This window comes from Streptomyces sp. NPDC047886, from assembly GCF_043204435.1.
Taxonomy (GTDB): Bacteria; Actinomycetota; Actinomycetes; order Streptomycetales; family Streptomycetaceae; genus Streptomyces.
Genome location: NZ_JBIDCF010000005.1, coordinates 386,739 through 405,711, shown reverse-complemented (window position 1 = coordinate 405,711; position 18,973 = coordinate 386,739). Strand labels below are relative to the sequence as shown.

General features: G+C 73.3%; 12 protein-coding genes. All 12 read left to right on the top strand.

From position 1 onward, the window contains the following. The first annotated feature begins 6 nt into the window (after nt 1-6). Nucleotides 7-7,968 carry an amino acid adenylation domain-containing protein gene (locus tag ACGF5U_RS19825; protein WP_392717473.1) on the top strand — a complete coding sequence of 2,654 codons (7,962 nt, stop codon included), beginning with the start codon at nt 7-9 and terminating at the stop codon, nt 7,966-7,968. A gap of 53 nt (nt 7,969-8,021) precedes the next feature. Next, on the top strand, nt 8,022-8,231 hold the full coding sequence (locus tag ACGF5U_RS19820) for an MbtH family protein (protein WP_392717471.1): 210 nt from the start codon (nt 8,022-8,024) through the stop codon (nt 8,229-8,231). Nucleotides 8,232-8,419: 188 nt separating this feature from the next. Next, on the top strand, nt 8,420-9,442 hold the full coding sequence (locus ACGF5U_RS19815; protein WP_392717469.1) for a TauD/TfdA family dioxygenase: 1,023 nt from the start codon (nt 8,420-8,422) through the stop codon (nt 9,440-9,442). After that, the gene (locus ACGF5U_RS19810) at nt 9,439-9,825 is read left to right on the top strand and encodes a nuclear transport factor 2 family protein (RefSeq protein ID WP_392717467.1); all 387 of its coding nucleotides are present in this window, start codon (nt 9,439-9,441) and stop codon (nt 9,823-9,825) included. The genes ACGF5U_RS19815 and ACGF5U_RS19810 overlap by 4 nt, the downstream gene beginning before the upstream one ends. 33 nt (nt 9,826-9,858) lie before the next feature. Next, nucleotides 9,859-10,989, top strand: a complete 1,131-nt coding sequence (locus tag ACGF5U_RS19805) for a branched-chain amino acid aminotransferase (protein ID WP_392717465.1) — start codon at nt 9,859-9,861, stop codon at nt 10,987-10,989. Next, nucleotides 10,986-11,528 (top strand): YbaK/EbsC family protein, encoded by a 543-nt coding sequence (locus ACGF5U_RS19800; protein WP_392717463.1) that lies wholly within the window; start codon nt 10,986-10,988, stop codon nt 11,526-11,528. The genes ACGF5U_RS19805 and ACGF5U_RS19800 overlap by 4 nt, the downstream gene beginning before the upstream one ends. A gap of 112 nt (nt 11,529-11,640) precedes the next feature. Further along, entirely contained in the window at nt 11,641-13,254 is a 1,614-nt protein-coding gene (locus ACGF5U_RS19795; protein ID WP_392717461.1) for a tryptophan halogenase family protein, read from the top strand. 37 nt (nt 13,255-13,291) lie between these two features. Then, the gene (locus ACGF5U_RS19790) at nt 13,292-14,566 is read left to right on the top strand and encodes a cation:proton antiporter (RefSeq protein WP_392717459.1); all 1,275 of its coding nucleotides are present in this window, start codon (nt 13,292-13,294) and stop codon (nt 14,564-14,566) included. Between the two features lie 6 nt (nt 14,567-14,572). Then, complete coding sequence (locus ACGF5U_RS19785; RefSeq protein ID WP_392717457.1) at nt 14,573-15,088, top strand: flavin reductase family protein; 516 nt, start codon at nt 14,573-14,575, stop codon at nt 15,086-15,088. Between the two features lie 90 nt (nt 15,089-15,178). Next, complete coding sequence (ddaH, locus tag ACGF5U_RS19780) at nt 15,179-16,039, top strand: dimethylargininase (protein ID WP_392717455.1); 861 nt, start codon at nt 15,179-15,181, stop codon at nt 16,037-16,039. 117 nt (nt 16,040-16,156) lie between these two features. After that, nucleotides 16,157-17,842 carry a 2-isopropylmalate synthase gene (locus tag ACGF5U_RS19775; protein ID WP_392717453.1) on the top strand — a complete coding sequence of 562 codons (1,686 nt, stop codon included), beginning with the start codon at nt 16,157-16,159 and terminating at the stop codon, nt 17,840-17,842. Further along, nucleotides 17,839-18,630 (top strand): indole-3-glycerol phosphate synthase TrpC, encoded by a 792-nt coding sequence (gene trpC, locus ACGF5U_RS19770; RefSeq protein WP_392717451.1) that lies wholly within the window; start codon nt 17,839-17,841, stop codon nt 18,628-18,630. Before ACGF5U_RS19775 ends, trpC begins: the two co-directional genes overlap by 4 nt. Nucleotides 18,631-18,973 lie beyond the last annotated feature (343 nt).

The following is an 18,973-nucleotide window of genomic DNA, read 5'->3' as shown; positions in this document are numbered from 1 at the left end:
ACACGCATGGACGCGGCGGCATCACGCGAGAGCTGGATCCAGTCCCTGCCCGAGCACGTCCGGGACAGGATGCGCTCCCGTCTGGCCGGCGGCGACGCCCAGGGGCGGCCCGACCGCATCGGCCCGGCGGGCCGTGACCGGGACCTGCCGCTGTCGTTCGCGCAGCAACGGCTGTGGTTCCTGGACGAGTTCGAGCCGGGCAGCGCCGAGTACAACGCCTGCAGCTCGCTGCGGATCAGGGGCGGCCTGGACGTCGCCGCCCTGTCCGCGGCGCTCACCGCGCTCGTCGCCCGGCACGAGTCGCTGCGCACCACGTTCGACGCGGTCGACGGCGTCGCCGTCCAGCACATCGGCGACCCCTTCACGGTGCCGCTGCCGGTGGCCGTCGTCCCGGCCGCACCGGAACCCGACCGGGACGAGATCACCAGGAGCCTGCTGCGGGCCGAGGTGGCGCGCCCCTTCGACCTGCGCACCGGACCCCTCCTGCGGGCCCTGCTGGTCCGGCTGGACGAGCGTGACCACATCCTCGCCCTGACGATCCATCACATCGTCACGGACGGCTGGTCGACCGGCGTCATCGGCCGCGAGCTGAGCGCCCTGTACGCGGCCGCCACCGGCGACGGAACCCCGCGCGACGCCGCGACGCTGCTGGAACGGGCCGGGCTCGCGCCGCTGCCCCTCCAGTACGCCGACTTCGCCGTCTGGCAGCGCGAACGGCTCGCCGGCGACGAAGCCGCCCGCCAGCTCGCCTACTGGACCGACAGGCTCGACGGGGTCGCCCCGCTGGAGCTGCCCACCGACCGGCCCCGGCCCGCCGTCCGCACCACCACGGGCGCCCAGCACCTGTTCACTCTCGACGCGCAGACCACCCGGCACCTCACCGAACTGGCCCGGGACCACGGCGCGACCCTCTTCATGGCGGTCACCGCGCTCAGCCAGCTCGTCCTCTCCCGCTACGCGGGACAGCGCGACGTGGCCGTCGGCACCTCCGTCTCCGGACGCGACCGCGCCGAGACCGAGCCGATGGTCGGCTTCTTCGTCAACACCCTCGTCCTGCGCTCCGACGTGGACGAGCGGCGCACCTTCGGCGAGTTCCTGGACACCGTCCGCGAAACCGTCCTCGAGGCGTTCGCCCACGCCGAGGTGCCCTTCGAACGGATCGTGGACGCCCTGGTCACCGAACGCGACCTGAGCCGGCCGCCGCTCGTCCAGGCCATGGTGTCCCTCCAGAACACCCCCGCCGAACCGATCCGCCTCGGCGACCTGACCACCGACGAGTACATCTTCGCCCGCGAACAGTCCCTGTTCGACATCGACTTCGACTTCTGGGAGCGCGACGGCGGACTCCTCGGCGCCGTCCAGTACAACCCCGACCTGTTCGACGCGACCACCGTCGAGCGGCTCTGCGGCCATCTGCGGACCCTCGCCGAACGGCTCACCGCCGACCCGGACCGGCCGCTCGCCACCGTCTCCATGCTCGGCGCCGACGAGGAACGCACCCTCCTCACCGGCTGGGGCGGCGCCGCCCGCCCGCTGCCCGCCGGCCTCACCCTGCCCGCCGTGTACGAGGAGCAGGCCGCCCGCACCCCCGACGCCACCGCCCTCGTGTGCGGCGCCACCGCGCTGACGTTCCGGCAGCTGGAGGAGCGCGCCAACCGGCTCGCCCACCACCTCGCCGGCCGCCGGATCGGCCCCGAGGACCTCGTCGCGCTCGCCCTGCCCCGTACCGAGGACATGGTCGTCGGCATCCTCGCCGTCCTCAAGGCGGGCGCCGCCTACGTGCCCGTCGACCCCGACCTGCCGCGCGACCGCGTCGCCTACATGCTGGACGACTCCGCGCCCGCGCTGATCCTGGTGGCCGGCGCGGACACCGCCGGACGGCTCGGCGTCCCCGACACCCTGCCGTACCTCGACGTCACCGCCCCCGCCACCCGCGACGCCCTCGACCTGTGCCCCGCCACCGCGCCCACCGACACCGACAGGACCGCACCGCTGCGCCCCGCCAACCCGGCGCACCTGATCTACACGTCCGGGTCCACCGGCCGCCCCAAGGGCGTCCTCACCGACCACGCGGGACTGCTCAACCTGTACCGCAACCACGAGGCCGAGTTCATCCGCCCCGAGGAGCGCGCCGCGGGCGGCCGCCGCTTCCGTGCCGCGCTGACCGCCGTGTTCTCCTTCGACACCTCGTGGGAGGGCCTGCTGTGGATGGTCGCCGGCCATGAACTGCACGTCATCGACGACGAGACGCGCCGCGACCCCGAGGCCATCGTCGCCTATGCGGCCAAGGAGCGGATCGACCTCCTCGACCTCACCCCCACCTACGCCGAACAGGTACTCGCGGCCGGGCTCCTCACCCGCCCCGAGCACCGCCCCGCCGTGCTCATGCTGGGCGGCGAGGCCGTCGGCGAGACTCTGTGGCAGCAGCTCCGCGACACCCCCGGCACCACCGTCTACAACTTCTACGGCCCCACCGAGGCCACCGTCGACACCCTCTGGTGCAAGCTCGCCGAGAGCCCCACGCCCGTCGTCGGCCACCCCGTGCACAACACCGGCGTCCGCGTCCTCGACCGGCTGCTGCGCCCCGTCCCGGTCGGCGTCGCCGGTGAACTCCACCTGTCAGGGCCGCAACTCGCCCGCGGCTACCTCCGCAGGCCCGGCCTGACCGCCGAACGGTTCGTCGCCGACCCCTACGGCGAGCCCGGCTCGCGGATGTACCGCACCGGCGACCTGGTGCGCTGGACCCCCGACGGCACCATCGAGTACCTGGGCCGCACCGACGACCAGGTCAAGGTGCGCGGCTTCCGGATCGAACTCGGCGAGATCGAGACCGCGCTCGCCGCACACCCGGACGTCGCCCAGGCCGTCGTCGCCGCCCGCGAGGGCCGCGCGGGCGGCAAGCAGCTCGTCGGCTACGTCGTCCCCACCCCCGGCGCGCAGCCGCCCACCACCGTCGAACTGCGGCAACTGCTGGCCCGCACCCTGCCGGACTACATGGTGCCCACCGTCGTCGTCGCCCTCGACGCCCTGCCCATGACCAGCAGCCGCAAGGTCGACCGCAAGGCCCTGCCCGCACCCGACCCCGAGCTGTTCGCCTCCGCCACCGCCCGCGTCGCGCCCCGCAACACCGTCGAGGAGACCCTCGCCGGGATCTGGACCCAGGTACTGGACCTGGAAGGCGTCGGCGTCCTCGACAACTTCTTCGAGCTCGGCGGCAACTCCATCCTCAGCATCCAGGTCATCTCACGGGTACGGAAGACGTTCGGCATCGAACTGTCCGCCCGCGCCCTCTTCGACCGGCCCACGATCGCCGGACTCGCCGAACGCGTCGCCGAAGGCCGCGCCGCCCGCCACACCGCACGCATCCGCCCCACCGACCGCGACCGGCAACTCCCGCTGTCGTTCGCCCAGGCCCGGCTCTGGTTCCTGGACGAGTTCGAGTCCGGAAACGCCGCCTACAACGCCGGCGGCGTCCTGCGCCTGCGCGGCCCCCTCGACACCGGCGCCCTGTCCACCGCGCTCACCGCGCTCGTCCACCGCCACGAGGTCCTGCGCACCACCTTCGCGACCGGCACCGGCGGCGACGCCGTCCAGATCGTCGGCGAACCGTACGACGTCCCCGTGCCCCTCGCCGTCCTCACCGAGACCGGCCCCGCCGCCCGCGAACAGGAGCTCCGCGACGTCCTGCGCGCCGAGATCGCCGTACCGTTCGACCTCGCCCGAGGACCGCTGCTGCGCGCCCTGCTCGTCCGCGCCGCCGACGACGAGCACGCCCTCGCCGTCACCATGCACCACATCGTCACCGACGGCTGGTCCATGGGCGTCGTCGCCCGCGAACTCGGCGCCCTGTACAGCGCGGCCCTGGAGAGCGGCTCCCGGGACGCCGCCGCCGTCCTGGAGTTCTGCGCCCTGCCCGCGCTGCCCGTGCAGTACGCGGACTACGCCGCCTGGCAGCGCGAGCACCTGGCCGGCGAACGCCTCGACGCGCAGCTCGACTTCTGGAAGCGCAAGCTCGCGGCACCGCCCGTCCTGGAACTGCCCACCGACCGGCCACGCCCGCCGGTGCGCGGCTACGCCGGAGCCCTGTACGACTTCCGGCTGTCGCCGAAGGCCACCAAGGCGCTCGCCGACGCCGCCAGGGAACACGGCGCGTCCCTCTTCATGGCCGTCACCGCCCTCAGCCAACTGGTCCTGTCCCGCTGGACCGGGCAGCGCGACATCGCCGTCGGCACCCTCAGCTCCGGCCGCGACCGGGGCGAGGTCGAGGACCTCATCGGGTTCTTCGTCAACACCCTCGTCCTGCGCGACGACGTGGACGAGCGGCGGTCGTTCGGCGAGTTCCTGGAGAGCGTGCGCGAGACCGTACTCGAGGCGTTCGCCCACGGCGAGGTGCCCTTCGACCGGGTCGTCGACGCGGTCGTCACCGAACGCGACCTGAGCCGCCCGCCGCTCGTCCAGGCCCTCATCGCCTTCCAGAACACCCCCGCCGAACCGATGCTGCTGCACGGCCTGGAACTCTCCGAACAGCCCCTGTCCCGGGACTTCTCCCTCTTCGACCTGACCTTCAACTTCCAGGAGGACGCGGGCACCCTGCGCGGCTCCGTCGAGTACAGCACCGACCTGTTCGACGAGCGGACCATCGCCCGGCTCACCGACCACCTCGGGGCCTTCGCCGAACAGCTCGCGGCGGCCGGCGGCACCGACCGGCCCATGGCCGGACTCAGCATGCTCACGGCCCCCGAACGCGAGACCCTCGCCGCCCTCGGCACGGGCGAGGCGCGGCAGGTGCCGGACCTCACCGCCGCCGAGCTGTTCGAACGGCAGGCGGCCCGCACCCCCGACGCCCCCGCCGTCGTCTCCCACCGCGAGACCCTCACCTACGCCCAGCTCGACGCCCGCGCGAACCGGCTCGCCCGCCGCCTGATCGCCCTCGGCGTCGGCCCCGACGACGTCGTCGCCGTGTCCCTGCCCCGCTCCACCGACCTGCTGGTCACCCTGTACGCGGTGCACAAGGCGGGCGCCGCCCACCTCCCCGTCGACCCGTCGCTGCCCGCCGAACGCGTCGCCGCCCTGCTCGCCGACGCCCGCCCCGCGCAGATCGTCACCCGGCGCGCCGCGGGACTCCTCGTACGGCTCCCCGAAGGCACCGGACACCTCGTCCTGGACGACGACACCACCCGCACCGCCCTCGCCGCGCTCCCCGCCGACCCGGTCACCGACCGGGACCGGCGCGCGCCGCTGCGCCCGGACAACGCCGCCTACGTCATCTACACCTCGGGCTCCACCGGCCGCCCCAAGGGCGTCGTCGTCCCCCACCACGGGCTCACCACGTACCTCCAGTGGTGCGAGAGCGCCTACCCGGGCCTGCGCGGCGGCGCCGTCCTGCACTCCTCCATCTCGTTCGACCTGACTGTCACCACCCTGTTCGCCCCGCTCGCGGTCGGCGGCGCCGTGTACGTCGGCGCCCTCGACGAGCTGGACCCCGCCCTGTGGCGGGACGCCGGACTGCCCGCACCGACCTTCGTCAAGGCCACCCCCAGCCATGTGGCGCTGCTGGAGGACCTGCCCGACGAGATCCTCGCCGAAGGAGACCTGGTCGTCGGCGGCGAACAGCTCATCGGCGAGGCGCTCGCCCCATGGCGGGCGCGGCACGCTGGCGCGAGCGTCGTCAACGAGTACGGCCCCACCGAGGCCACCGTCGGCTGCGTCGTCCACACCCTGCGCCCCGGCGCGCCCGACCCGGCCGGCGCCGTCCCCATCGGCACCCCCACCTCCACCATGCGCGCCCACGTGCTCGACGGGCTGCTCCGCCCCGTCCCGGTGGGCGTCCCCGGCGAGCTGTACGTGGCCGGCGACCAGCTCGCCCGCGGCTACCTCGGCCGCCCGGAGCTCACCGCCGAACGGTTCGTCGCCGACCCCCACGGCGCACCCGGCACCCGGATGTACCGCACCGGCGACCTGGTGCGGTGGACGGCGGACGGGCACCTGGAATACCTGGGCCGCACCGACGACCAGGTGAAGATCCGCTCCCACCGCGTCGAACTCGGCGAGGTGGAGGCCGCGCTGGCCGCCGCGCCCGGTGTCGGCCAGGTCTGCGTCATCGCCTCCGAGGGGCCCGGCGGCGGCCTCCGGCTCGTCGGCTACGCCGCACCGCGCCCCGAAGGCCCCGCCCTGGACGCCGACGACCTGCGGGCCCACGCGGAGCGGACCCTGCCGCAGTACATGGTGCCGTCCGCCCTGGTCGTCCTGGACCGGCTGCCGCTCACCGGCAACGGCAAGGTCGACCGGGCGGCGCTGCCCACGCCGGAGGCCCCCGACGCGGCCGCCGCCGACGAGGGCGCCACCGCACCGGCCACCGACACGGAACGGCTCGTCGCGGGCGTCTTCGCCGAACTGCTCGGCCTGGCGTCCGTCGGCGTGGACGACAACTTCTTCCGGCTGGGCGGCGACTCGATCCTCAGCATCCAGCTGGTGGCCGGGCTGCGCCGCGCCGGTGTGCCCATCACCTCCAAGGAGGTGTTCCGTGACGGCACGGTCCGGGCCCTGGCGGCCCTGGCCGACGCGGCGAAGACGGCCGACGGGGCCCCGGCCGACAGGGCCCCGGCCACCGGGGCTCCGGCCGCCGAAGCCGCCACCGCCACCGGGCCGGTGCCGCTGATGCCCGTACAGCGGTGGTTCCTCGACACCCATCGCGCCGCCCCCGACCACTACAACATGTCCGTCCTGCTGGAACTGTCGGACGCCACCGACCTCGACGCGCTGGAACGGGCCGTCGCGGCCGTGACCGCCCATCACGAGGCGCTGCGGCTGCGGTTCGCCCGGACCGGCGACGGAAGCTGGACCCAGGCGGCGGCCGACGCCGGCCCCGACGCCGTCCCGGTCGTCCGGGAGGACCTCTCGGGACTGCCCGCGACCGACGTGGACGCGGCCGTCGACCGGCTGGTCACCGCCGCCCAGACGAGCCTGGACCTGGCCGGGGGACCCGTCGCCCGGTGCGTACTCTTCGACGGCGGCACCGCGCACACCTCCCGGCTGCTCCTCGCCGTCCACCACCTGGTGACCGACGCGGTGTCGCTGCGGATCCTGCTGGCCGACATCGCGTCCGCCTACGGGCAGGCGGTCAGCGGTGCCGCCATCCGGCCGGAGCCCGTCGGAACGCCCTACACCACCTGGGTGGCCCGCCTCGCCGAGCACACCGCGCGGGGCGGTTTCGACGCCGAACTCCCCTACTGGGAGCGGACGGTGGCCACGGCATCGGCGCCGCTGCCCCGCGACCGGGCGGACGGCGCGAACACCGTGGCGTCCGAGGCCGAGTACACGGTCGAGCTGGACGAGACGGAGACGGACGCGCTGCTGCGCACCGCCCCGGCCGCCCACCGCGTCCGCACGGAGGACCTCCTGCTCACGGCGGTGACGGCGAGCCTGGCCCGGCGTACGGGCGGTGCCGGCGTCACCATCGACCTGGAGGCGCACGGCCGGGACGAGCTCGTCGACGGCGTCGACCTGTCCCGTACCGTCGGCTGGTTCACCACCGTCCACCCGGTCCATCTGACCGTTCCCGCCGACGCCGCGCCCCGGCAGCGCGCCAAGGCCGTCGGCCGGCTCCTGCGGGCCGTACCCGGGCGCGGCATCGGCTTCGGCGCGCTCAGGCACTTCGCCGGCCACCCCGCCCTCGCCACCGCCGCCGCACCCGAAGTGATCTTCAACTACCTGGGCCGCTTCGACGGCACGGGCGACGGCGGCGACGCCGGAACCGCCCAGGGCGGCGGGCCGTTCACGGCCGTCGGCGCGGCGACCGCCCAGCAGAGCGACCGGGGCGAGCGGACCCACCTCCTCGACATCACCGCCGCCGTCGGCGACGGCCGCTGCAGCCTCTCCATCCGCTACTCCCACGCCGTCCACGACGAGCGGACCGTCGCCGGCCTCGCCGACGACCTCCTGAGCGAGCTGCGCGCGCTCATCGCCTGAACCCGGACCTGAACCCGGGCCACGACCCGTACGACGAGAGAAGAGGAACCGGCATGTCCAACCCGTTCGAGAACGACGAGTCCAGCTACCTGGTCCTGGTCAACCAGGAGGGCCAGCACTCCCTCTGGCCCGCGTTCGCCGACGTCCCCCCGGGCTGGGAGACCGCCTTCGGCCCGAGGCCGCGCCAGGAGTGCCTCACGTTCGTGGAGAACAGCTGGACCGACATGCGCCCCAAGAGCCTCATCGAGGCCATGGGCGCCTGACCACCCGCCCCCGCCGACCGGCGTGCCCGCACCCGGAAGCGCCCGGAAGCCCCCGAGCACCGAAGCACCGGAACCCCGGAAGCCCCCGAGCACCGAAGCACCGGAACCCCGGAAGCACCCGCGGCACCCGAAACGCCGGAGACACCGGCGACCCGCACCACCACCCGACACCACGGAGGAACCCGCACATGACCGAGGTCCTGACCGAGGTACTGCCCGAGCGGCTCAGGGCGCTCGGCGGTTTCACCGGACGCCTCGACGGCACCGACCACACCAAGGTGGTCGTCTACGAGGCCGCCGACGCCGCCGCGACCCGCATCACCGACTTCGCCCAGTGGGCCGAAGACCACCGCGACGCCCTCATGGAGTCCCTGGACACCCACGGCGCGCTGCTCGTGCGCGGCGTCGTGGACAACGCCGCCCTCCTCAACGAGGTCGCGGGCCGCATCGGCGGTGAACTCCTCACCTACACCGAGCGGTCCACGCCCCGCAGCCAGGTCGACGGCAACGTCTACACCTCCACCGAGTACCCGGCGAACCAGACCATCGTCCAGCACAACGAGAGCGCCTACTCGCGCAACTACCCGCGCCTGCTGTTCTTCGCGAGCGTCATCGCCGCCGAGACCGGTGGGGAGACCCCGCTCGCCGACAGCCGCTCCGTCCTCGACCGGCTGCCCGCCGACCTCGTGGCCCGCTTCCGCGACAAGGGCGTCCTGTACACCCGCTGCTACCGCGAGGGCATGGGCCTGACCTGGCAGGAGTCGTACCAGACCGAGGACCGCGCGGACGTCGAACGGTACTGCGACGCCAACGGCATCGAGTACACCTGGACCGACGACGACGGACTGCGCACCCGGCACCGCCGGCCCGCCGTCGTCACCGACCCGGTCAGCGGCCGCGAGTCCTGGTTCAACCAGGCGCACCTGTTCCACAGCTCCAGCCTGCCGCCCGCCGCCCGCGCGGCCCTCACCGAGATGTTCGACGAGGAGGACATGCCGCGCGGCGCCTACTTCGGTGACGGCACCCCCATCACCGACGAGGAGATGAAGCAGATCAACGACGCCTTCGAGGAGTGCGTCCACGCCTTCCCGTGGGTGCGCGGCGACTTCCTCGTCGTCAAGAACATCCTCGTCTCGCACGGACGCCGCCCCTACACCGGCGAGCGGCAGACCCTGGTCGCCATGGCCGGCCTCGGAGGTGACGACGCGTGAGCACCACGACCCAGGACACGGCGGCGGTCGAGGCGGGCGTCGCGAAGGTACGCGAGTACTACCGGCGGGTCGACGCGGACGACGTGCCGGGGCTCATCGCCCTGTTCGCCGAGGACGCCGTCTACCGCCGCCCCGGCTACCCGCCGATGCGCGGGCACGAGGGCCTCAGCGCCTTCTACAACGGCGAACGCGTCATCGCGCGCGGCGCGCACACCGTCACCTCGGCGGTCGCCGAGTCCGGCCGCGTCGCCGTCAACGGCGTCTTCGAGGGCGTCCTCAAGGACGGCCGCGAGGTGTCCCTGGAGTTCGCCGACTTCTTCGTGCTCGACGACGAGCAGCGCTTCACCCGGCGGGACACCTACTTCTTCGCCCCGCTGGTCTGACCCAGCCCCCACGACACGCCACAGGAGGCCGTCGTGCACACCGGAACCGCACCACTGATCGTCTCCAAACCCGTCGCCCACCCCGTCTCCTCCGAGGAACGGGCCCGCCGCACCGCCGCACCGGCGTTCGGCACCGCCTTCACCGAGCACATGGTCTCCGTCAAATGGAGCGAGGAGCTCGGCTGGCACGACGGCGAACTCCAGCCCTACGGGCCCATGCTGCTCGACCCCGCGACCGTCGGCCTGCACTACGGGCAGGTCGTCTTCGAGGGCTTGAAGGCGTTCCGCACCCACACCGGCGGAATCTCCGTCTTCCGGCCCGACGCGCACGCCCGCCGGCTGCGCTCGTCCGCCCGCCGGCTGATGATGCCGGAGATGCCCGAGGAACTGTTCCTCGCCGCCGTGGACGCCCTCGTCGCCCAGGACCACGCGTGGATCCCGGACGACCCCGACACCAGCCTGTACCTGCGGCCCGTGCTGTTCGCCACGGAACGCACCCTGGCGCTGCGGCCCGCCCGCGAGTACCGCTTCCTGCTCATGGCGTTCGTCACCGAGGGCTACTTCGGCCGCGACCAGCGCCCCGTCCGGGTCTGGATCACCGACGAGTACACCCGTGCCGCCGCCGGCGGCACCGGGGCCGCCAAGTGCGCCGGCAACTACGCGGGGAGCCTGCTGGCCCAGGAGGAGGCCCGCGCGAAGGGCTGCGACCAGGTCGTCTGGCTCGACCCGGTGGAACGCACCTGGGTCGAGGAGATGGGCGGCATGAACCTCTTCTTCGTGTACGGCTCGGGCGGCGACGCCCGGATCGTCACCCCGCCCCTGAGCGGCAGCCTCCTCGCCGGTGTCACCCGTGACGCGATCCTGCGGCTCGCCCCCGACCTCGGCGTGCCCGCCGACGAGGCCCCGGTGAGCGTCGCCGACTGGCGCGACGGCTGCGCCTCCGGCGAGATCACCGAGGTGTTCGCCTGCGGCACCGCGGCGCGGATCAGCCCGGTCAACCAGGTCGCGAGCGCCGACGGCGAGTGGACGATCGGCGACGGCACCACCGGCGAGGTCACCACCCGGCTGTCCTCGGTGCTCGACGGTGTCCAGCGCGGCCGGCTGGCCGACCGGCACGCGTGGATGCGGCCCGTCAGCCCCGCCCCGCGGACGGCAGGAGCATGAGCGTCCGGCAGCCCCCGACAGGACCGCCGCGGGCCGAGACGCCACGGGCCGAGACGCCGCAGGACGACACCACGGCCCGGCTGCTCGGCCTCCTGCGGACCGGCGGCGCCCGCTACGACCTGCTGGCGCACGCCCCGGAGGGCCGTACCGCACGCGCCAGCGAACTGCGCGGCCACGCGCTGTCCGCCGCGGCCAAGTGCATGATCGTGACCGTGGTGGGCGGCATCCCCGCCGAGCGGCACGTCCTGGTGGTCGTCCCGGGGGACCGCCGCGTCGACCTGGAACGGGTGGCCGGCGAATGCGGCGGGCGCCGGGCCAGGCTGACCCGCCGCGAACTCGCCGAGACGCTGAGCGGCTGTGTCAGCGGCAGCATCATCCCGTTCTCCTTCCGGGACGACCTGAGCGTGCTCGCCGACCCCGCGCTGTTCGACCTGCCGACGCTGTACTTCAACGCGGCACGCCTCGACCTCTCGGTGGCGCTGGCCTCCGAGGACTACCGGCTCCTGGCGAATCCCAAGATCGTCCCGATTTCGGTGTGACGAAGCCGCCCGAAGTACCCGGCGCCAAAACGAAAAACCGGCGGCGCCGCACCCCTGTAGTGCGTGTTTTCAACACCACTTAAAAGCCTGTCAGCGAGGTCGGTGCCGGTGAATGCTGTCCGGTATCGAACGCTCGCCCGAAGCCACTCGTAGCGGAGGAATTTCCGTGCTTTCAAATGTAGTGATCGTCGGTGGCGGTACATCGGGATGGATGACCGCCGCCTATTTGCGGGCCGCTCTCGGGGAGAGCGTCTCCGTCACCGTCGTCGAATCGAAGCGGATCAAGACGATCGGCGTCGGTGAGGCCACCTTCAGCACCGTCCGGCACTTCTTCGACTACCTCGGACTGCCCGAGCACGAGTGGATGCCCAAGTGCAACGCCACGTACAAGCTGGGCATCCGCTTCGAGAACTGGCGGAAGAAGGGCCACTACTTCTACCACCCGTTCGAGCGGCTCCGCGTGGTCGACGGGTTCCCGCTCACCGACTGGTGGCTGGCCAACCGCTCCGGCGAGAACAGCGCCGACCGGTTCGACAAGGACGTCTTCCTGATGGCGGCGATCTGCGACAACGAGCGCTCGCCCCGCTACCTCGACGGCACCCTCTTCGAGCAGGACTTCGTGGAGCGCTCCACGAACCAGCTGGAGCGCACCACGCTCGCCGAGCAGGACACCCAGTTCCCGTACGCCTACCAGTTCGACGCGTCGCTGCTCGCCGACTACCTCACCGAGTACGCCACGGTGCGCGGCGCCCGCCACATCGAGGACGACGTGCTCGACGTCGTGCGCGACGACCGGGGCTGGATCAGCCACCTGCGGACCCGGGAGCACGGCGACATCACCGGCGACCTGTTCATCGACTGCACCGGCTTCCGCGGGCTGCTGCTGAACCAGGCGCTGGAGGAGCCGTTCATCTCGTACCAGGACACCCTCCCCAACGACAGCGCGGTCGCCCTGCGCGTGCCCGTCGACATGGAGAAGCGGGGCCTGCGCCCCTGCACCACCGCCACCGCCCAGGACGCCGGCTGGATCTGGACGATCCCGCTGTACGGCCGGATCGGCACCGGCTACGTCTACGCGAGCGACTACACCACCCCCGAGGACGCCGAGCGCACCCTGAGGGAATTCGTCGGTCCTGAGGCCGCCGATCTGGAGGCCAACCACATCCGTATGCGGGTGGGCCGCAGCCGTAACGCCTGGGTCAACAACTGTGTCGCGATCGGCCTTTCCAGCGGATTCGTCGAGCCGCTGGAATCCACCGGAATCTTCTTCATCCAGCAGGGCATCGAGCAGCTCGTCAAGCATTTCCCGAACGCGGACTGGGACCCGAATCTGCGGAAGTCCTACAACACGGCCCTCGCCCATGCGATGGACGGCGTACGGGAATTCCTCGTCCTGCACTACAAGGCCGCGGCCCGCGCCGACAACGCCTACTGGCGCGACGCCAAGACCCGGGCGATCCCCGACGGGCTCGCCGAGCGCCTGGAGGCATGGCAGTCGAAGCTGCCGACCACCGAGTCGATCTACCCCCAGTACCACGGCTTCGAGGCGTACTCGTACCTCTCCATGCTGCTCGGCCTCGGCGGTCTGCCGCTCAAGCCCGCGCCGGCACTGGCGCACATGGACGACACCCGCGCCGCCAAGGAGTTCCAGCTCCTGCGGGACCAGTCCCAGGAACTCGTGAAGCGGCTCCCCAGCCAGTACGAGTACCTGTCCCAGATGCACTGACGACCGCCGACCACCCGTCATACCCGCGAGGAGACACGTGGACGCCCACACCGTCATCGTGCCGGCCCTGGTCCTCACGGCGGTCGTCCCCACCGCCCTCCTGGGCCGCTGGGCGGCGCGCCGGCTCGGACAGCCCGACGTGGTGGGCGAGATCGCGCTCTGCCTCGTGCTCGGGGCCGTCCTCGCGGGCCGGGTCGGCTGGGGCGGCGCCGGGGCGACATCGGGGCCCGGGTCCGCGGGCGTGGGGCTGCTGAGCGGCCTCGGCCACCTCGGCCTGGCGCTCTTCCTCGTCGGGGCCGCCCACGAGATCCGGGGCGGCGCCTCCCGGCTCTCCGGCCGGGCGGTGGCCTGGGTGTCCGCCGGGTCCGCCCTGCTGCCCATGGCCATGGGGACCGCCCTGGCCCTCTGGGTCCTGGAGTACGGCGGGCCGGGCCTGCGCGGTGACGCCCCGGTGCCCGCGCTGGTGCTGATGCTCGCCGTCTCGCTCGCCGTGACGGCCGTCCCGGTGCTCGCCGGCATCCTCAAGGACCGCGGCCTCCAGGACACCGGCACCGGGCGGCTCGCCATGGCCTGCGCCGTCACCATCGACGCCGTGACCTGGGTGCTGCTCGCCGTCGCGGTCGGGCTCGCCACCGGCGACTCCGGGTACGGGCGGGCCGGCGCCGTCCTCACGGGCGGTCTGCTCGCCGTGTCCGCCCTGCGCGGGCTCGCCGGCGCGGGAGCCGTCCGGCGGTTCGCCGCCGACCGTCCCCGGCTGCTCGTCCCGCTGGTCGCGCTCGCCGCGTACGGTGCGGCGTCGGCCACCGGCAGCCTGGGGCTCACCGACGTGTTCGGCGCCGTCCTCGTCGGGCTCGCCCTGCCCGCCGACGGCGAGAAGGGCCCCTTCACCCGGGCCGCGCACACGCTCGGCGCGGCGGGCCGGCTGGCGCTGCCCGTGCTGTTCACGGTCACCGGAACGACGCTGGCCACCGGGCCGGACGCGGTGTTCTCCTGGCGGGCCATCGTGCTCGGCATCGTCCTGGCCGTCTTCTCCAAGCTCGTGGGCGGCTACCTCGGTGCCCGCGCGGGAGCACAGAGCCACCACACCGCCCTGCGGCTGGCCGTCCTGATGAACACCCGCGGCCTCACCGAGATCGTCGTCCTCCAGACCGGCTACAGCGCGGGCATCCTCAGCCCCGGCCTGTACCTGGCACTCGTGATCATGGCGCTGGTCACCACCGGCCTCAGCGGACCCCTGCTGTGGGCCGTCGACCGGCGCGCCCGCCCCGTCCCCAGCGACGCGGAGCCGACCCTTCAACCAGCGGAGCGGTGAGCCCCCTTGGAACTCGTCACCTCGATCTCCCGACCCGGCACCCCCGACAGCTTCCGCTCCCTCATGGCCGGATTCCCGAGCGGGGTCGCCGTCATCACCGCGGCCGACGGCGACGACAAGCCGTGGGGCATGACCTGCTCGGCGCTGTGCAGCGCGTCCGTGGAACCGCCCACCCTGCTGGTCGGCATGCGCCTGGAGAGCCCCACCCTGGCCGCCGCCATGCACAGCGGCCGGTTCACCGTGAACCTGCTGCACGCCGCCGCCCGGGACACGGCCGCACTGTTCGCGTCGGGCGCCCCGAACCGCTTCGACCTGGTCACCTGGCACACCCCCGACGACGCGGGAGGCCCGCATCTGACGCGGGACGCCCGCGCCGTCGCCGACTGCCGCGTCACCCAGACCGTACGGATCGGGGGACAGCGGATGGTGTTCGGCGAGGTCTACCGGATCAGCGAACCCGCCGACGACCGGCCGCCCCTGCTCTACGGACTGCGCCGCTTCGCGTCCTGGCCGACCGACTGACCGGCCGGCCCGACCGACCCGCGGCGGAGGCCGGCGCGATCCGCCGGACCTCCGCCGCGTCCCACCCCACCCACCACCGACGGGAGTGTCATGAACGCACGTCCGGCCACCTCGGCATCGGCCGCGCCCACCCGGCGCGTCCAGCGCCGGCGCCGCTACCTCATGTGCCGGCCCGGCCACTTCGAGGTCACCTACGCCATCAACCCCTGGATGGACCCGTCCAAGCCGGTCGACACGGACCTCGCCGTCGCCCAGTGGGAGCGGCTCCGCTCCCTGTACGGGGAACTCGGCCACGAGGTCGAGCTGATCGACCCGGTACCCGGCCTGCCGGACATGGTCTACGCGGCCAACGGGGCGACCGTCGTGGACGGCAGGGTCCTCGGCGCCCGGTTCCGCAACGCCGAGCGCGTCCCCGAGGGCCCCGCCTATCTGGAGTGGTTCCGCGCCCACGGCTTCACCGAGCTGCACGACCCCCGGCACATCAACGAGGGCGAGGGCGACTTCCTCGTCACCGGCACCTACGTGCTCGCCGGGCGCGGCTTCCGCAGCAGCCCCGAAGGCCACGCCGAGGCACAGGAGTTCTTCGGCCGCCCCGTCATCGGCCTGGAGCTCACCGACCCGCGCTACTACCACCTCGACACCGCCCTCGCGGTCCTCGACACCGACGAGGTCATGTACAACCCGGAGGCGTTCTCGCCGGGCAGCCGCGCCGTGCTGGAGCGGCTCTTCCCGGACGCCGTGCTCGCGAGCGCCGCCGACGCCGCCGTGTTCGGACTGAACGCGGTCAGCGACGGCCTGCACGTGGTGCTGCCCGAAGCGGCGACCGGCCTCGCGGAGCAGCTCAGGGCCCGCGGCTTCCAGCCGATCGGCATGGACCTGTCCGAGCTGCTCAAGGGCGGCGGCAGCGTCAAGTGCTGCACGCTCGAACTCCGCGAGAACCCCGCCGCCTGACACCCCCGGGGACCGCCCCCACCCCACCCCGAAGCCGAAGCGCCGCGGCCGCCGCCCCCCTCCGTGCCCCGGCGGCGCGGCGCTTCCACCGTCCACCGTCCAACGGGAGGCCTCCCCATGGAGGACAGCACAGTGCACACGGCACCGCACGGCCACACCCTGGACATCGGCGTCCAGCGGCCCAGCGCCCTGCCCGTCGCCAAGTACCGGCCGTACGAACCCATCGGGCTCCGCGACCGCACCTGGCCCGACCGCCGGGCCACCCACGCACCGCTCTGGGCCAGCGTCGACCTCCGCGACGGCAACCAGGCGCTCATCGAGCCCATGAACGTCGAACGCAAACGCCGCATGTTCGACCTCCTCGTCGGCATGGGCTTCAAGGAGATCGAGGTCGGCTACCCCACCGCCTCCCGCGACGACTACGACTTCGTGCGCCATCTCATCGAGACCGACGCCATTCCCGACGACGTCGTCATCCAGGTGATGGCCCCGATCCGCCAGGACTTCATCGAGCGGACCGTGCGGTGCCTGCGCGGCGCCCGCCGCGCGATCATCCAGGTCTTCAACCCGACCTCCGAGGTGCAGCGCCGGCTGGTGCTGCGCACCGACCGAAGACAGACCCTCGAACTCGCCCTGGACGGAGCGCGGCAGGCGCTGCGCCTCCAGGACACGCTCCCCGGCACCGACCTGTACCTCCAGTACGCGCCCGAGTCGTACACCCAGACCGAACCCGACTACGCCCTCGAGATCTGCAACGCCGTCCTCGACCACTGGGCGCCGCGCGCCGCGCACACCCTGCGCGTCAACCTGCCCGCCACCGTCGAGGTGTTCCCGCCCGCCGAGTTCGCGGACCGGATCGAGCACGTCAGCCGCAACCTCCTCCACCGCGACCGCGTCCTGCTCTCCGTCCACCCCCACAACGACCGGGGCAGCGGTGTCGCCGCAGCCGAACTGGCGCTCCTCGCGGGCGCACAGCGCGTCGAGGGCACCCTCTTCGGCAACGGCGAGCGCACCGGCAACGTCTGCCTCGTCACCCTCGCGATGAACCTGTTCTCGCAGGGCGTCGACCCGATGCTGGACCTCAGCGACATCGACCGCGTCCGCCGCGTCGTCGAGGAGTGCAACCACCTGCCCGTACCCGCGCGCCACCCCTGGGCCGGCGACTTCGTCTACACGTCCTTCGCCGGTACGCACCAGGACGCCATCGCCAAGGGCCTGCGCGCCCGCCGCGACCCGGAAGAGGCGTGGGACGTGCCCTACCTGCCCATCGACCCGCAGGACATCGGCCGCGACTACCAGGCGCTCATCCGGATCAACACCCAGTCCGGCAAGGGCGGCATCGCGCACCTCCTGCGCACCGAGTACGGCGTCGACCTGCCGCGGCGGCTCCAGATCGACTTCGCCGCCGTCATGCAGCAGGTCTGCGAGAACAGCGGAGGCGAGGTGTCCGCCACACGGCTGTGGCACACCTTCGAGGAGAAGTACGTACGCCCCGGCCTGTCCGGCGCCGCACGCCCCGCCTCCCCGGGACCCGAGGCCCCCGACGCCACCGCGGGGGACGCGGCGTGGCGCGGCTACGCCGAGATCCTCGCGACCGGCGCCGGAGCGGTACGGCAGGTGACCGTCACACCCCGCGGCGGACGCCCCGACGGCGTCGTGGCGTTCCTCGAATACGTCGTGCGCAACCGGCCCTTCTGGGGCGTGGGCCTCCACCGCGACCGGGCGGAGGCGGTACGCCGTGCCCTGCGCGCCGCCGAGACGCGCGCCGCCCAGCTGACCGTCGTGCCCTCGATGCCGGTATGACCGGCACGGTGCTGGACCGGATCACCGACACGGTGCGCGCCGCGCTCGCCGAGCGCCGGCGCCGCGTCCCCGAGAGCGCCCTGCGCGACCGGGTCGCCGACGCCCCGCCCGCCCTGGACGCCCGCACCGTGCTGCGCCGCCCCGGCGGCGTCCAGGTCATCGCGGAGGTCAAGCGGGCGAGCCCCTCCAAGGGCGCGCTCGCCGAGATCGCCGACCCGGCGGAACTGGCCCGCGCCTACGAGCGGTCGGGTGCCGCCGCCGTCAGCGTCCTGACGGAGGAGTCCCGGTTCCGGGGATCCCTCGCCGACCTCGACACGGTGCGCGCCGCCGTCCGCGTGCCGGTGCTGCGCAAGGACTTCGTCGTCACGCCCTACCAGCTGTGGGAGACCCGCGCCCACGGCGCCGACCTGGCGCTGCTGATCGTGGCCGCGCTGCACCAGGGCGAACTCCGCGAACTGCTGGCCCTCTCGGCCGAGCTGGGACTCACCACCCTCGTGGAGGTGCACGACGAGACCGAGACGGAACGGGCGCTCGCGGCCGGCGCGGGCCTGATCGGTGTCAACGCCCGTGACCTGCGCACGCTGGACGTCGACCGGGGCACGTTCGCCCGCCTGGCCCCGTACATCCCCGCCGACGTCGTACGCGTCGCCGAGTCCGGCATCCGGGGCCCCGAGGACGTGGCCGCCGTAGCCGCCCACGGCGCCGACGCGGTCCTGGTCGGCGAGGCCCTTGTCACGTCCCCCGCGGGACCGGCCGCCGCGCTCACGGCGCTCCGCCGAGCCACCTGACCGGCCCCCGGGGCACGGCGATCCCGCACCCCGGGGGCCGCACTTCATGGGGAAAGGGGCCGTGGAGGGTCGCCCCCGCAGGGGTTGGCGGCTTCGGAACGGCGCCCAAGACCAGGGCCCGAGGCCGCCGACCCCGAGGAGGTGAGCCCGTAACGGCCCCGACCCCCCACCGGGGGAAACCCGACGGAAGACCCCCGACCCCACGCAGGCACCCACGTTCAACCGACCGAGCCCGAGCCCGAGCCCGAGCCCGAGACCAAGCCCGAAACCAAGCCCGAAACCGAGCCCGAAACCGAGCCCGAAACCGAGCCCGAGCCGAGACCGAAACCGAAACCGAGCCGAG

Bases quoted from the DNA above. Each gene is read 5' to 3' on its own strand.
- trpC (WP_392717451.1), top strand. From the start codon at position 17,839: ATGACCGGCACGGTGCTGGACCGGATCACCGACACGGTGCGCGCCGCG.
- ACGF5U_RS19795 (WP_392717461.1), top strand. From the start codon at position 11,641: ATGCTGTCCGGTATCGAACGCTCGCCCGAAGCCACTCGTAGCGGAGGA.
- ACGF5U_RS19820 (WP_392717471.1), top strand. From the start codon at position 8,022: ATGTCCAACCCGTTCGAGAACGACGAGTCCAGCTACCTGGTCCTGGTC.
- ddaH (WP_392717455.1), top strand. From the start codon at position 15,179: ATGAACGCACGTCCGGCCACCTCGGCATCGGCCGCGCCCACCCGGCGC.
- ACGF5U_RS19775 (WP_392717453.1), top strand. From the start codon at position 16,157: ATGGAGGACAGCACAGTGCACACGGCACCGCACGGCCACACCCTGGAC.
- ACGF5U_RS19800 (WP_392717463.1), top strand. From the start codon at position 10,986: ATGAGCGTCCGGCAGCCCCCGACAGGACCGCCGCGGGCCGAGACGCCA.
- ACGF5U_RS19825 (WP_392717473.1), top strand. From the start codon at position 7: ATGGACGCGGCGGCATCACGCGAGAGCTGGATCCAGTCCCTGCCCGAG.
- ACGF5U_RS19815 (WP_392717469.1), top strand. From the start codon at position 8,420: ATGACCGAGGTCCTGACCGAGGTACTGCCCGAGCGGCTCAGGGCGCTC.